This is a genomic window from Streptomyces sp. NPDC051913, from assembly GCF_044593635.1.
In the GTDB taxonomy this organism is placed as follows: domain Bacteria; phylum Actinomycetota; class Actinomycetes; order Streptomycetales; family Streptomycetaceae; genus Streptomyces.
In genome coordinates, this window is record NZ_JBIUCI010000002.1 from 702,585 (window position 1) to 716,135 (window position 13,551).

At 71.0% G+C, this 13,551-nt stretch carries 13 protein-coding genes; 6 read left to right on the forward strand and 7 right to left on the reverse strand.

The features are described from left to right. Positions 1 to 3: 3 nt before the first annotated feature. The 3 genes from ACIHIX_RS08345 to ACIHIX_RS08355 form a co-directional block, all read right to left on the reverse strand. On the reverse strand, positions 4 to 1,371 hold the full coding sequence (locus ACIHIX_RS08345; protein ID WP_399951581.1) for a S8 family serine peptidase: 1,368 nt from the start codon (positions 1,369 to 1,371) through the stop codon (positions 4 to 6). A 180-nt stretch (positions 1,372 to 1,551) separates the two neighbouring features. Then, positions 1,552 to 2,046 (reverse strand): NUDIX domain-containing protein, encoded by a 495-nt coding sequence (locus ACIHIX_RS08350; RefSeq protein ID WP_399951584.1) that lies wholly within the window; start codon positions 2,044 to 2,046, stop codon positions 1,552 to 1,554. A 29-nt stretch (positions 2,047 to 2,075) separates the two neighbouring features. Beyond that, positions 2,076 to 3,146 (reverse strand): ADP-ribosylglycohydrolase family protein, encoded by a 1,071-nt coding sequence (locus tag ACIHIX_RS08355; protein ID WP_399951587.1) that lies wholly within the window; start codon positions 3,144 to 3,146, stop codon positions 2,076 to 2,078. Positions 3,147 to 3,337: 191 nt separating this feature from the next. Here ACIHIX_RS08355 and ACIHIX_RS08360 point away from each other — a divergent pair, with 191 nt between their 5' ends. Next, entirely contained in the window at positions 3,338 to 4,456 is a 1,119-nt protein-coding gene (locus tag ACIHIX_RS08360; protein ID WP_399951969.1) for a glycerate kinase, read from the forward strand. A 5-nt stretch (positions 4,457 to 4,461) separates the two neighbouring features. Here ACIHIX_RS08360 and ACIHIX_RS08365 read toward each other — a convergent pair whose 3' ends face one another. Continuing rightward, the gene (locus ACIHIX_RS08365) at positions 4,462 to 5,658 is read right to left on the reverse strand and encodes a PucR family transcriptional regulator (protein ID WP_399951590.1); all 1,197 of its coding nucleotides are present in this window, start codon (positions 5,656 to 5,658) and stop codon (positions 4,462 to 4,464) included. Between the two features lie 181 nt (positions 5,659 to 5,839). Between ACIHIX_RS08365 and ACIHIX_RS08370 the strand changes: the two genes are divergently transcribed. The 5 genes from ACIHIX_RS08370 to ACIHIX_RS08390 are packed head-to-tail and all read left to right on the forward strand — an operon-like array spanning position 5,840 to position 10,618. Next, positions 5,840 to 6,634, forward strand: a complete 795-nt coding sequence (locus tag ACIHIX_RS08370; RefSeq protein WP_399951591.1) for an ABC transporter ATP-binding protein — start codon at positions 5,840 to 5,842, stop codon at positions 6,632 to 6,634. Positions 6,635 to 6,638: 4 nt separating this feature from the next. After that, a complete protein-coding gene (locus tag ACIHIX_RS08375; protein ID WP_399951594.1) occupies positions 6,639 to 7,403 on the forward strand; it encodes an ABC transporter ATP-binding protein in 765 nt (254 codons plus the stop codon). Further along, entirely contained in the window at positions 7,400 to 8,290 is an 891-nt protein-coding gene (locus ACIHIX_RS08380) for a branched-chain amino acid ABC transporter permease (protein WP_399951597.1), read from the forward strand. Before ACIHIX_RS08375 ends, ACIHIX_RS08380 begins: the two co-directional genes overlap by 4 nt. After that, the gene (locus tag ACIHIX_RS08385) at positions 8,283 to 9,365 is read left to right on the forward strand and encodes a branched-chain amino acid ABC transporter permease (protein ID WP_399951600.1); all 1,083 of its coding nucleotides are present in this window, start codon (positions 8,283 to 8,285) and stop codon (positions 9,363 to 9,365) included. Before ACIHIX_RS08380 ends, ACIHIX_RS08385 begins: the two co-directional genes overlap by 8 nt. Further along, a complete protein-coding gene (locus ACIHIX_RS08390) occupies positions 9,362 to 10,618 on the forward strand; it encodes an ABC transporter substrate-binding protein (protein ID WP_399951603.1) in 1,257 nt (418 codons plus the stop codon). The genes ACIHIX_RS08385 and ACIHIX_RS08390 overlap by 4 nt, the downstream gene beginning before the upstream one ends. A gap of 54 nt (positions 10,619 to 10,672) precedes the next feature. Here ACIHIX_RS08390 and pssA read toward each other — a convergent pair whose 3' ends face one another. The 3 genes from pssA to ACIHIX_RS08405 form a co-directional block, all read right to left on the reverse strand. Next, the gene (gene pssA / locus ACIHIX_RS08395) at positions 10,673 to 11,491 is read right to left on the reverse strand and encodes a CDP-diacylglycerol--serine O-phosphatidyltransferase (protein WP_399951971.1); all 819 of its coding nucleotides are present in this window, start codon (positions 11,489 to 11,491) and stop codon (positions 10,673 to 10,675) included. A gap of 22 nt (positions 11,492 to 11,513) precedes the next feature. Continuing rightward, on the reverse strand, positions 11,514 to 12,170 hold the full coding sequence (locus ACIHIX_RS08400) for a phosphatidylserine decarboxylase (RefSeq protein WP_399951974.1): 657 nt from the start codon (positions 12,168 to 12,170) through the stop codon (positions 11,514 to 11,516). 170 nt (positions 12,171 to 12,340) lie between these two features. Continuing rightward, on the reverse strand, positions 12,341 to 13,546 hold the full coding sequence (locus tag ACIHIX_RS08405) for an acyl-CoA dehydrogenase family protein (protein WP_399951606.1): 1,206 nt from the start codon (positions 13,544 to 13,546) through the stop codon (positions 12,341 to 12,343). Positions 13,547 to 13,551 lie beyond the last annotated feature (5 nt).

Sequence of the window (13,551 nt, forward strand, 5' to 3'; positions counted from 1 at the left end):
CTCCTACAGACGGGCGGTGGTCTTGCCGAGGCGGCGGACCGCGTCGACGATCGCCGCGGTGTTGATGATGCCGTACCCGTAGTCGAAGTCGTAGCCGTGACCGCCCACGTCGTGCGCGGACCGGCGGATCAGCGTACGCATCCGGGACGGCGACAGATCCTTCACCGACACCTTGCTGCGGATCGCGGCGACGACGCCGGCCGCGACCGGACAGGCGGCCGACGTCCCCGAGTCGGGGCTGTTCTGGCCGAACGCCTTCGATCCGCTGAAGTGCGTGTACGTGGCGATGTCCGGCTTGCGCACGGCGAGCCGTCCCGGCCCCTGGGACGAGTAGCCGACCCGGGCGTCATGCGTGTCCACCCCGGCCACGGACAGCACACCGGGGTGCGAGTTCGCTCCGTTGATGGGCCGGCTCGGGAAGCCGCAGCGCCCGTCGGGGCACTCGACACCGCAGTTGCCCGCGGCGAACAGGATGTCGGCGCCGGAGACCTCCAGGGCGGCGACGATGAGGTTGAACGGATGGGCGCGGTTGTCGGAGTAGTTGCCCGGGTGTCCCGGCGGGAAGTCCCACGTCGGCTGGAACGACCCCCAGCTGTTGCTGATGACCATCCGGCGCCGCTCGCGCGGCATCTGCTCCAGCAGCCCCCACAGGTGCGCGTACGCGGAGATCGCGTCGGAGAGCAGCCCCTCCATCACGGTGGCGCCCTGCCGCTGAGAGAGCAGCACGGGAAGGTCGAGGAGGGACACCTTGCGGGCCACGATCAGCGAGTCGAACGCGCACATCGTGCCGTGGTTCACCGGGAACTGACCGAAGTTCCCGGCCACCCCCGGCGGCTTCCAGCTGCGCGCCGCGTCGACCGTCACGGGCGAGCCGAGGACCGTACCGAGGTGCGCGACGTTGATGCCGGTGTCGACGATGGCCAGCGGGACGCCCGTCCCGTCCAGCCCTTCACTCTTCAGCGCGTCCGTGACGAACCGCTGCACGTCGTGCCAGTCGCCGACCGGGGGCGTGTTGCCGCAGGTGGGCATCGTCTCGACGGCCGGGTCGGCGGAGATCCCGACGATGTCGGGGCGCTTGGCGCCCAGCATCGCCAGCCGCGCGGCGCCGTCGCGGTCCTGTATCTCGCCGCGCACCAGGACGCTCGCGTCCTCGGGAGCCAGCGAGAAGGTGAGCGGCTGGTCCAGCGACAGCGGATCGCCGTCGGAGTACGCCGGTTTGGGCTGCGGCACCGGCACCGGCACGAAGTCCGGGTCGAGCGCGAGGCCGGGCAGTGAGCCGGCCACGTCCGAGGCCGGCGGAGTGCTGACGGACGGATCCACGATCGCCTGGACGAGATCGGGTTCCGGGCGTATCTGAACGATTACCCGCATGGTTCCCCCTGTAATTGAATCCGGCGGCAAGGAAAACCCGGGCCGCCGGTATCTGCGGATAAGGCGAGGACTCGCACGCTATTGGCGCGGATACAGGGGGTCCATACGCGCAAGGGCGTAGCTTCAAGAACACATTTCCGCAGGGGAATCGACGGGAATCGACACCCGGATCAACAGGCGTCAGGAAACCCGTCGGCCGTTCTCCAGCTCCGCCGTCCCTGCTCCTTCCGCGAGCACATCCAGCGCGGCCCGCACCCGGCCGCCCAGGGTGCCCAGCAGATAGTCGTCCAACTCCTCGCGCGGCACGAGCCGCCACGACAGCAGCTCCTCCTCCTGGAGCCGGATCGCCTTCAGCTCGTCCTCGCCGAGGACGCCACCGTCGTAGAGGTACGCCACCAGCGGCGGCATGCCCGGGCGGTACACCCAGTCCACCGCGAGCAGTCGGCCGAGTTCGCGGTCGAGCCCGATCTCCTCAAGCGTCTCGCGGCGTGCGCCCTGACGGGGCGTCTCGCCGTCGTCCGACTCGATGGTGCCGCCCGGAAGCGCCCAGCCCTCCCGGTAGTTGGGCTCGACGAGCAGCAGCCGCCCCTCCCCGTCACGGAAGAGGGCGGCGGCACCGGCGAGGATGCGGGGGAGGCCGGCGAGATATGTGGCGAAGTCCTGAGCGCTGGTCATGCCAGAAGGGTAAGACGCCCCCGCGCTGATCAGTCACCGTCGATCAATCGCACCGTCCGCTCCGCCAGTTCGCTGATCCGTACCCCGTCGAAGCCGAACACCGCGCTGCGCACCGTGTCCTCCAGCGGATCCTTCCACTGCGCCGGGATCGCCCGCGCACCGGTCAGCACCCCGGCCACCGAGCCGGCCGTGGCCCCGTTGGAGTCGGTGTCCAGACCGCCGCGGACCGTCAGCGTGACGGTCCGGGTGAAGTCGCCGTCGCCGTACAGCAGCCCGGCGGTGAGCACCGCGGCGTTCGGGACGGTGTGGATCCAGCCGAGCCCGGCGGTCTCCTCGCCCACCGTCGTCAGCGTGTCCTCCCAGGTCATCCGGGTGTCGTGGAGGGACATCACCCGGCGCACGGTCCTGGCCAGCCTGCTGCCCGCCGGGACGACGGCGAGCGCCTGGTCCAGGGCGTGGCGCACGGTCGCCGCGGTGAACGCCGCCGACACCAGCGCCGCCGCCCACATCGCCCCGTACACCCCGTTCCCGGTGTGCGAGAGCACCGCGTCCCGGCGCGCCAGCGAGGCCGCCCGGCGGGGGGCGCCCGGACAGGTCCAGCCGTAGATGTCGGCGCGGATCAGCGCCCCGATCCAGTCCTGGTACGGGTTGTCGTAGGTCGCCGTCAGCGGCGGCTTCAGCCCGTTGGCGAGATTGCGGTAGGCGGCCCGCTCGGCGGTGAACGTCTGGAGGTACGGCAGCCTCAGCAGCCACAGATCACCGACCTGCTCGGTGCTGAAGGAGAAACCGTGGGTCTCCAGAAGATCAAGGCCGAGGATGGCGTAGTCCACGTCGTCGTCACGGCAGCTGCCGTGGATCCGGCCACGCACGCAACTCCGCCACTCCGGGCGCAGCTCGAAACCGTCGCTCTCGCTCGGCGGCTCCGGCAGATAGTCGGTCAGCGGCAGGGCGGCGGCCTGCCGCAGATAACGGTCGATCCGGTCCCGCGTCCACAGGTCGCCCTGCTCGACCGGCTTGCCGAGCATGTTGCCCGCGATCCGGCCCAGCCAGCCCCCGAGAACGCGGTCGGCGAGCTCTGGCTCACTGCCCACAGGGGTCATAGGACCGGTTTACCCGATTCCAGGGGTCCGCACAGGGGGGTCGTAGCCGCTTCTCAAGGTCCGGGCGGGGCATGACGGCGAGGGGCAGCTCCGGTTATGGTCGCAGCGGCGCGACTGGCCTGACATGCGTGAGGCCCGGAGAGCAAGGGGAATGCAAGGTGGCTTTCGCTGCAGGCAACGGTGCCCACGGGGTGCTCATCGCCGCGGACAAGTTCAAGGGATCGCTGACGGCCGTGCAGGTCGCCGAGCGGGTGACGGCCGGGCTGCGCCGGGTCGCGCCGGGCGTCGACGTGGCCGCGCTGCCCGTGGCCGACGGCGGCGACGGCACCGTGGACGCGGCGGTCGCGGCCGGTTTCGAACGGCACGAGATCAAGGTCGCCGGACCCCTCGGCCAGGAGGTGACCGCCGCCTTCGCGCTGCGCGGCGACACCGCCGTCGTGGAGATGGCGGAGGCCAGCGGGCTCCAGCGGCTGCCCAAGGGCGTCTTCGCCCCCCTCACCTCGTCCACCTACGGCTCCGGCGAGCTGCTGCGGGCCGCGCTCGACGCGGGCGCCCGCACCATCGTCTTCGGCGTCGGCGGCAGCGCCACCACCGACGGCGGCGCCGGCATGCTCACCGCGCTCGGCGCCCGGTTCCTCGACAAGGACGGCGAGCCGGTCGCCCCGGGCGGCGGCGGTCTCGCCGAGCTGGCCTCGGCCGACCTGTCGGGCCTCGATCCGCGCTTCGCCGACGTGGAGCTGGTCCTCGCCAGCGACGTCGACAACCCGCTGACCGGCCCGAAGGGCGCGCCCGCGGTCTACGGCCCGCAGAAGGGCGCCTCCCCGGACGACGTGGAGACCCTGGACGCCACCCTCGCCCACTACGCGCGCGTGCTGGAGGACACGGTCGGCGCCAAGGCCGCCGAGTACGCCGCGTCTCCGGGCGCGGGCGCGGCCGGAGGCATCGGCTACGGCGCGCTCCTCATCGGTGCCCGGTTCCGCGCCGGCATCGAGGTCATGCTCGACGTCCTCGGCTTCGCCCCCGCGCTGGAGCGGGCCGCCCTGGTCATCACCGGTGAGGGCTCCCTCGACGAGCAGACCCTGCACGGCAAGGCCCCCGCGGGCGTCGCCGCCGCGGCCCGCGCCGCCGGCAAGGAGGTCGTCGCGGTGTGCGGTCGCCTCGCCCTGCCCCCGGAGGCGCTCGGCAGGGCCGGCATCCGACGCGCGTACCCGCTCACCGAGGTCGAGCCGGACGTGGCGAAGTGCATCGCCGACGCCGGGCCGATCCTGGAGCGGGTGGCGGAGCAGATCGCGCGCGACTTTCTCACCTGAGGAACTCAGCGGCGGGCCCCGGACAACCGGTACGCGTCCAGCGCCAGCGTCATCTCGATCAGGTCCCGCGGCCGGGCCAGCGACCGTGACGTCAGCTGTTCCAGGCGCCGCAGCCGGTTGAACACCGTGTTGCGGTGGCAGTACAGCCGTCCGGCGGCCCGGCCCGCCGAACCCTCGCAGGCCAGCCACACGTCCAGGGTCTCAAGCAGCACGGCCCGGTCGGCGGGCTCCAGCTCAAGCAGCCCGCCGAACACGTCCGCCACCAGCCGGTCGGCCAGCTCCGGCTGACTCACCACGAGCGCCGTCGGCATGCGCTGATCGAGGCGTACGACGGCGGTGCCGTCCGGCGGACAGGTCCGCAGCGCCAGCTCCGCCAGCCGCCGGGCCCGCCCCAGCTCGGCGAGGCCGGGCACCACCGGGCTGATCCCACCGGGCCCCGAGCACCGCCCCTCCAGCACCCGCGCCACCCCGTCCAGGCCCTGACCGGGGGAGAGGGCCACCACCCCCACCTCGCCGTCGGCCCGCATCCGCCAGATGAACCGGAACCCGGCCCCCTGGACCGGCCGCTCGGCCGGCTCCCGCCGCTCGGCCCGCAGCACGACCACCGCGTAGGGGCCGTGCTCCGGCAGATCGAGCCCGGCCGCCGCACGGGCGGCCAGCCCCGGGGTCGCCTGGCCCTCCAGCAGCGCGTCGAGCAGCGCCTGCAACTGCTCGTCCGTCCGCCGCCGCAGCTCCGCCTCCGTCGCCCGGTACGCCTCCGAGGCAGCCTCCGCCTGCGCGTCCACCGCCGACCACACCATCGTCGTCGACCGCATGAGCGCCGCCAGCCGCTCCGGCTCCCGCCCGGCCGCGCCCTCCACGAGCGCGTCCCACACCAGATAGCCGGCGTTGCGGTAGGCGTGGATCAACAGGTCGAGGGGCAGCCCCTGCCGAGCCCGCCGCCGTCCCGCGCCCTCGGCGCACTCCAGGTCACGGCGGGGCGAGTCCCGGGGCGCGGAGATCGTCTCGATCCCGATCCGTATCGCCTCCTCGGCCTCCCGCCACTGCTGGTCGTACGGCAGCACCTGCGCGTAGACGGGCGAGTGGTCGAAGAGTTGCCTGAGGTGCTCGTCGACCAGCTCCGGCACCCGTTCCAGCAGAGCCGTGCAGGACTCCGCAAGCAGCTTCCAGTCATGACCGGTCCGCGGCCGTCGCCTCCCCATGTCCGGAGGATGCCATCGCGACCGGGCCCCGCACAGGCCCCTGACACGCAGCGTTGTGCGCGCGCACAACGGTGGCACCGGCCCGCTGGGCACCCGCAGCGAGATTGCGGCGGGCCGTGGACGCGCGCTCGCACCGGTGCTGGGGTGAGCGCCACACAGAGTGAGGACAGAAGGGAAGTCCATGGTCGGATCCGGACTCGTGGTGCGGGACCTGTCGGTCGGATACGGCCCCGTGCGCGCCCTGCGCCGGGTGTCCCTGGAGGTGCCCGAGGGAACCGTCGTGACGGTCCTCGGCTCCAACGGCGCGGGCAAGTCGACGCTGCTCCGCGCCATCAGCCGCACCCTGTCGTTCCAGGGCGGCGCGGTCACCGAGGGCGAGGTGAGCCTGGCCGGCCGACGGCTGGACCGACTCCCGCCGGACCGGGTGGTCGCCGCCGGTGTCTGCCAAGTACCCGAAGGGCGCCGGGTGTTCGCCCGTATGACGGTCGCCGACAATCTGCGCGCGGGCGCCCTCGGCGGCGCCCGGGCGGGCCGCGCCGGCGCGCTGGCCCGCGTCCACGAACTCTTCCCCGTCCTGGCCCAACGCGCCCACCAGCGCGCCGGGTTGCTCTCCGGCGGCGAACAGCAGATGCTCGCCGTCGCCCGCGCCCTGATGGCCGCCCCGAAGGTCCTCCTCCTGGACGAACCCTCCCTGGGCCTCGCCCCGCTCATGGCCGAGCGGATCGCCGACACCGTCCGGGAGATCAACGCCCAGGGCACCGCGGTCCTCCTCGTGGAACAGAACGCCGCCCTCGCCCTGCGCCTCGCCACGCACGCGTACGTCCTCGAAGTCGGCGAGGTCACCCTGGAGGGCCCGGCCGCGGAACTGGCCGCCTCCGACGAGGTCCGGCGCCGCTATCTGGGCGTCGTGGACGAGGACGCGGCGGCCGACGCCGACCAGGTCGTAGGGCGCACGCTGACCCGGTGGAAGGGGTGAGCCCGTGGACACCCTCGACGTACGCGGCCTGACCGTACGCTTCGCCGGCCTCACCGCCCTCGACGACGTCTCCTTCACCGTCCGCCCCGGCACCGTCCACGCCCTCATCGGCCCCAACGGGGCAGGGAAATCCACCTGCTTCAACGTCCTGTCCGGCGTCTACCGCGCCACCTCGGGCAGCGTCCGCTTCGGCGACCACGAACTCACCGGCATGCCTGCGCACCGCATCGCCGCGCTCGGGGTCGCCCGCATCTTCCAGAACCTCGCCCTGCCACCCCGCGCCACGGTCGAGGACGCCCTGCTCCTCGGCCGCCACCGGCTCACCCGAACCGGCTTCGTGGCGGCCGGACTTCACCTGCCCTCGGCCGCCCGCGAGGAACGCGTCCACCGTGAACGCGTCCGCGAGATAGCCGAGTTCGTCGGCATCGCCGACTGTCTGACCCGCCCGGCGGGTTCCCTGCCCTACGGGCGGCAGAAGCTCGCCGAGCTCGCCCGCGCCCTGTGCATGGAGCCGCGCCTGCTGCTCCTCGACGAACCCGTCGCCGGGATGACCGCCGACGAACGCCGCCGAACGGCCGCCGTGATCGCGGGCGTCCGCGACGGCCTCGGCATCTCGATCGTGCTGGTGGAACACGACATGGGGGTGGTGATGCGGCTCGCGGACGCGGTGACCGTACTGGACTTCGGGCGCCGGATCGCCGACGGCGCCCCCGCCGACGTACAGAACGACCCGGCCGTCGTACAGGCCTACCTGGGGGCCGGATCATGAGCACCTTCGCCGAAATCCTGCTGAACGGCGTCTCGTTGGGGTCGGTGTACGCGCTGATCGCCCTCGGCTTCGTGGTCATCTTCCGGGCCACCGAGGTCGTCAACTTCGCCCACGCGTCCCTGCTGTTGGCGGGCGGCTATGTCACCGCGACCCTCCATGACGACCTGGGCTTCTGGCCCGCGCTGCTGGTCGGGATCGCGGGCGCCGCGTGTGTCGGGGCGGCCGTGGAGTTCCTGGTCATGCGCCGCTACCGGGGCAGCGACCACAGCGTCCTCGCCATCGTCACCATCGGCGTGGACATCCTCCTCACCACCGAACTGACACGCCGTATCGGCACGGACGTCCTGGCGCTCGGCGATCCGTGGGGCGACGCGGTGCTCAAGGTCGGGCCGATCTCCCTCGCGCACACCCGGATCGCCGCGTTCGTGGCCGCGGCGCTCCTCATCACCGCGTTCCTGCTGGTGTTCCGGTACACGTCCTGGGGCGTGGCGATGCGAGCGGCGGCGGAGAGCGCGGAGACGGCCGCGCTGATGGGCGTACGGCTGGGCAGGGTGTCGCTGGGCGCCTGGGCCATGGCCGGGGGCCTGGCCGCCGTAGCGGCGCTGTTCCTGACCGTCTTCCCGACGCCGGGCCTGGAACGGGCCACCTCGCTGGCCGCGCTGAAGGCGTTCCCGGCGGCCATCCTCGGCGGCCTCGACTCCACGACCGGCGCCCTGGTGGGCGGGCTGCTCGTCGGCGTCACGGAGTCGCTGGCGACCGGCTACCAGAGCGATCTGACCTTCCTGGGACGGGGGTTGGGCGACCTCGCCCCCTACCTGGTCATGGTCGCGATCCTGCTCGTCCGGCCCGCCGGGCTGTTCGGCACGAAGGAGCTGGCCCGTGTCTGAGGCCCTGGTGAGACCGCTCCGACTGCTCGGCGCGCGGACGTACCTGTGGACCGCCGCGACCGTCCTCCTCCTCGCCCTGCCCTTCTACCTCGACCGCTTCTGGCTCCAGGCCGGCCTCTTCGCCATGGCCGCCGCCATCGGCGCGATCGGCATCAACCTCCTCACCGGCGCCACCGGCCAGCTCTCCATGGGCCACGCCTTCTTCCTCGCCGTGGGCGCCTACGCCTACTGCGTCTTCGCGGCCGACGGCGACGACGGGCTGACCGGCCTCGGCCTGCCGACCTGGCTCGCGGCCGTGCTCGCGGTGGGCGTCGCCGGAATCGCGGGCGGGCTCTTCAGCCCCATCTCCGGCCGCCTCAGCGGCGCCTACCTCGGCATCGCCACCCTCGCCCTCGTCTTCATCGGCCAGCACGTGATGTTCAACGCCCACGACCTCACCGGCGGCGCCAACGGCCGTGACGTGCCGCCCCTGAGCCTTTTCGGCCTGACCTTCGACGATCGTGAACTCCTCGTCGCCGACGTGCCGTTCGGGTCGGCGGAGAAACTCTGGTACGCCGGTCTGCTCGCCCTGCTGGCCGGCGCGCTGTTCGCCCGGGGTGTCCTGCGCGGCCGTCCGGGCCGGGCCATGAACGCCCTGCGCGACCATCGCATCGCCGCCGGGGTGATCGGGGTGCCGGTGGCCCGCCACCGGGCCGCCGTCTTCGTGCTGTCGTCGATGTACGCGGGCCTGGCGGGCGTTGTCCTCGCCCTGGTCTTCCAGCGGACCGTGCCGGACTACTTCGGCATCACCCTGTCCCTCGAATACCTCGCCATGATCGTCGTCGGTGGGCTCGGCTCGGTCTCCGGCGCGATCGCCGGGGCCGTGTTCGTCACCCTGCTCCCGCAGCTGCTGACCCGCTACAGCGACGCGCTGCCCCTGGTCTCCGCCCCGGGCACGGGCGGGATCGCACCGGGCGAGGCTGCCCGGTACCTCTACGGCGCCGCCGTCGTGCTGGTGGTGCTGTTCCTGCCCGGCGGCCTGGTCAGCGTGGCCGCCCGGCGTCGCGGCTCAACCGATTCCGGGGAGGAACGATGAACAGGACCCACGCGGCCAGAGTCACCGCCGGTGCGCTCGCCGCACTGCTGGTGCTCGCGGGCTGTAGCTCCAAGGCGAAGGACGACGACGCGGACAAGCAGTCCGCCGGCGGGATCAAGACCGGTGAGGGAATCTCCGGCAAGACGATCAACCTCGGCGTCCTCACCGACATGACCGGCGTCTACGCCACCCTCGGCAAGAGCGTCACCCAGGCCCAGCAGCTGTATGTGAAGCAGCTGAACGCCGCCGGCGGCGTCTGCGGCTACCAGGTGGCCCTCACCATCCGCGACCACGGCTACGACCCGCAGAAGGCCGTCTCCGGCTACACCGAGCTGGAGCCGAAGGTGCTGGGCTTCGCGCAGTTCATCGGCTCCCCGTTCGTCGCCGCGGTCAAGCAGCGCGTCGACGGCCAGGACAAGGGCCTGGTGCTGCCGCAGGCATGGTCGGCGGCGCTGCTCGGCAGCCCGTACATCCGTGTCATCGGCTCGACGTACGACATCGAGACCATCAACGCCGTCGACTTCCTGCTCCAGGAGAAGGGGATCAGGAAGGGCGACAAGATCGGCCACGTCTACTTCGAGGGCGACTACGGCGAGAGCGCGCTGGTCGGTTCCCGGTACATGGCGAAGGAGGCCGGGCTGACCGTCGTGGAGCAGAAGATCAAACCGACCGACAACGACATGACCGCCCAGGTCGCCGCCCTCAAGCAGGCCGGCGTCAAGGCGATCGTCCTGAGCGCCGGTCCCCGCCAGGCGGCCTCACTCGTCGGTGTCGCGGCGGCGAGCGGCTTCGACGTGCCGGTCATCGGCAACAACTCGGCCTTCGCGCCCCAGCTCCTCGCCACCCAGGCGGGCCCGGCCCTGATGAAGAACTACTACGTGGCCTCGCCCTCGCTCCCCATCGGCGCGGACACCGCGGAGGCCAAGAAGCTCGTGGCCGACTACCGGGCGGCGTACCCGAAGGACGCCCTCGACAACGGCATCGTCGCCGGCTGGACCGCCGCGTCCGCCTTCGGCGAGGCACTGAAGAAGGCCTGCAAGAACAAGGACCTCACCCGCGAGGGCGTCGACCGGGCCCTGCTGACGATCAACGACTTCGACCTCGGCTTCGGCCCCGCCCAGGACTTCACCGACCCCAAGTCCCCGTCCTCCAGGGAGAGCGTGATCCTCCAGCCGGACAAGGCCGTCACGGGCGGCATGAAGGTCGTACGGGAGGCGAAGGCGTCCGAGGCGGCGGAGACGTACAGCCACTGAGAAAACGGAGAGGGCCCGAACCGGAATCGGTTCGGGCCCTCTCTCATGAAGCCGTTACGGCAGCTGTGCCGCGCGTGCCTCGCGACGGTTGTCGCGGAAGTTGTTCACCCGGCGGGCCGTGGCGAACAGCGGGATGACCGCGCCCATGACCAGCTGGAGCGCACAGCCGGTCTGGAGGAGCAGCTGACCGCTCGGGGCGTCGAACGCCCAGCCGGCCAGCAGACCCATCGCGGCGACGATCCAGGCGAGCATCGCGACCGCGAGGCGGCCCCGGGGCTTCGGGTACTCGACCCGGCTCACCATCAGCCAAGCGGTGCCCAGGATCGCCAGGAGCGTCGCCACGAAGGGCAGCTCGAGGAGGACGATCGAGACCACCGTCAGCGCGCCGAACGGTGAGGGCATGCCCTGGAACATCCCGTTCGGCGGTGTCACGCACGAGAACCGCGCGAGTCTCAGCACCACGGCCAGGAGCACCACGATCGCCCCGACCGCGGCCACCCGCTGATGCGCGTCGTCCGCGACCATGCCGTACACGAGGACGAAGTACGCCGGTGCCAGACCGAAGCTGATCAGGTCCGAGAGGTTGTCCAGCTCGGCGCCCATCGGGGAGGAGCGCAGCTTGCGCGCCACCAGGCCGTCGAACAGGTCGAAGACCGCCGCGCAGAGCATCAGGATGACCGCCGTGGCCGCGCTGTGGCGGGCCATGCCGGATTCCTGGCTGCCGGTGAGGTGCGGGATCAGGATGCCGGTGGTGGTGAAGTACACCGCCATGAAGCCGCACGTGGCGTTGCCGAGGGTGAGGGTGTCCGCTATCGAGAGGCGGAGAGAAAGAGGCATCTCCTCCTCGTCGTCCGCCTCGTCGGCCTCGGGCACCCAGCCCGCCTGTGTCTCAGGATCAATCACGGTCAATGCGAGTCACCCCAGCCACGGTCTTCTGACCGACCTCGACCGCGACATCCACGCCCTCGGGCAGGTAGATGTCGACGCGCGAACCGAAGCGGATCAGACCGATGCGCTCACCCTGCTCGACCTTCGTGCCCTGCGGGATGTAGGGAACGATGCGACGGGCCACCGCGCCGGCGATCTGGATCATCTCGATGTCACCGAGTTCGGTGTCGAAATGCCAGACTACGCGCTCGTTGTTCTCGCTCTCCTTGTTGAACGCCGGAACGAACCCACCGGGGATGTGCTCGACCGACGTCACCGTGCCCGAGAGGGGCGCGCGGTTGACGTGGACGTTGAGCGGGCTCATGAAGATCGCGACGCGGGTGCGGCCGTCCTTCCACGGCATGATGCTCTGCACCACACCGTCGGCGGGCGAGATGACCCGGCCCGTGGCGATCTCGCGCTCGGGGTCGCGGAAGAACCACAGCATGCCCGCCGCGAGCGCGGTGGCGGGCACGGCGACGGCCTTGGCGGCGCCGGACCTGCGCGCGCGCACCAGGCTGAGGGCTGCGGTGGCGACGGTCGGGAGAAGCCACGGCGATGCTCCGCGTGCGAGGCGTACGCCGGCGAGGCTGTCGCGAGGTGCAGAGGTTTGGCTGTGGGGCATGGATGACCTTCGTAGCGGATGATGCCGCGCTGTGACGGGGGACGGCGGCTTTCCGGGGATCGTACCGGTCGGTGACCACAACTGGGCAAGCCAGGAAGCGGAGTCGGCGGCCGAAGAGTGTTGACGGGGTGTGACCTTCTTCTCCAAGAAAACACCCCGTATCCGGACATCTAGCCCTGGAATCGATACTCTTCGAGCAGCCTGCGACCGATGATCATTTTCTGGATCTCGGCGGTACCTTCACCGATGAGCAGCATCGGTGCCTCTCGGTAGAGGCGCTCGATCTCGTACTCCTTGGAGAAGCCGTAGCCGCCGTGGATCCGGAAGGCGTCCTCGACGACCTCTTTGCAGTATTCGGAGGCGAGGTACTTCGCCATCCCTGCTTCGAGGTCGTTTCGCTCCCCGGAGTCCTTTTTGCGTGCCGCGTTGACCATCATCGCATGCGCGGCCTCGACCTTGGTAGCCATCTCGGCCAGCTTGAACTGGATCGCCTGGTGCTGGGCGATCGCCTTGCCGAAAGTGTGACGCTGCTGGGCATACGAGACGCCCAGTTCGAACGCACGCTGAGCGACACCGCAGCCACGCGCCGCCACATTGACGCGGCCGACCTCGACGCCGTCCATCATTTGGTAAAAACCTCGGCCGGTCTCGCCGCCGAGCACACGGTTGGCCGGAATCCGCAGGCCATCCATGATCAGCTCGGTGGTGTCGACGCCCTTGTACCCCATCTTGTCGATCTTCCCGGGGATGGTGAGGCCGGGGCGGACCTCTCCGAAGCCGGGCTCCTTCTCGACGAGGAAGGTCGTCATCGACTTGTGGGGCGCGGTGCCCTCGGGGTGTCCTTCATCACTTCGGACGAGAACGGCGACCAGACTTGACGTTCCGCCGTTCGTCAGCCACATCTTCTGGCCGTTGAGGACGTACTCGTCGCCGTCCCTGACCGCCTTGGACGTGATGGCCGACACATCGGAACCCAGGCCCGGCTCCGACATCGAGAACGCGCCACGGATGTCACCGGCCGCCATGCGCGGCAGGAAGTGGTCCTTCTGCTCCTGCGTGCCGTGCTGCTTGAGCATGTAGGCCACGATGAAGTGGGTGTTGATGATGCCGGACACCGACATCCACCCACGGGCGATCTCCTCGACGCACAGCGCGTACGTCAGGAGCGACTCGCCCAGACCGCCGTACTCCTCCGGGATCATGAGCCCGAACAGGCCCAACTCCTTGAGCCCGTCGACGATCGCTTGCGGGTACTCGTCGCGGTGCTCCAGCTCGGTGGCGACCGGGATGATCTCCTTGTCCACGAAGTCGCGGACGGTGGAGAGGATTTCCTGCTGGATGTCCGTCAGACCGGCGGTCTGGGCGAGGCGTGCCATCGGGC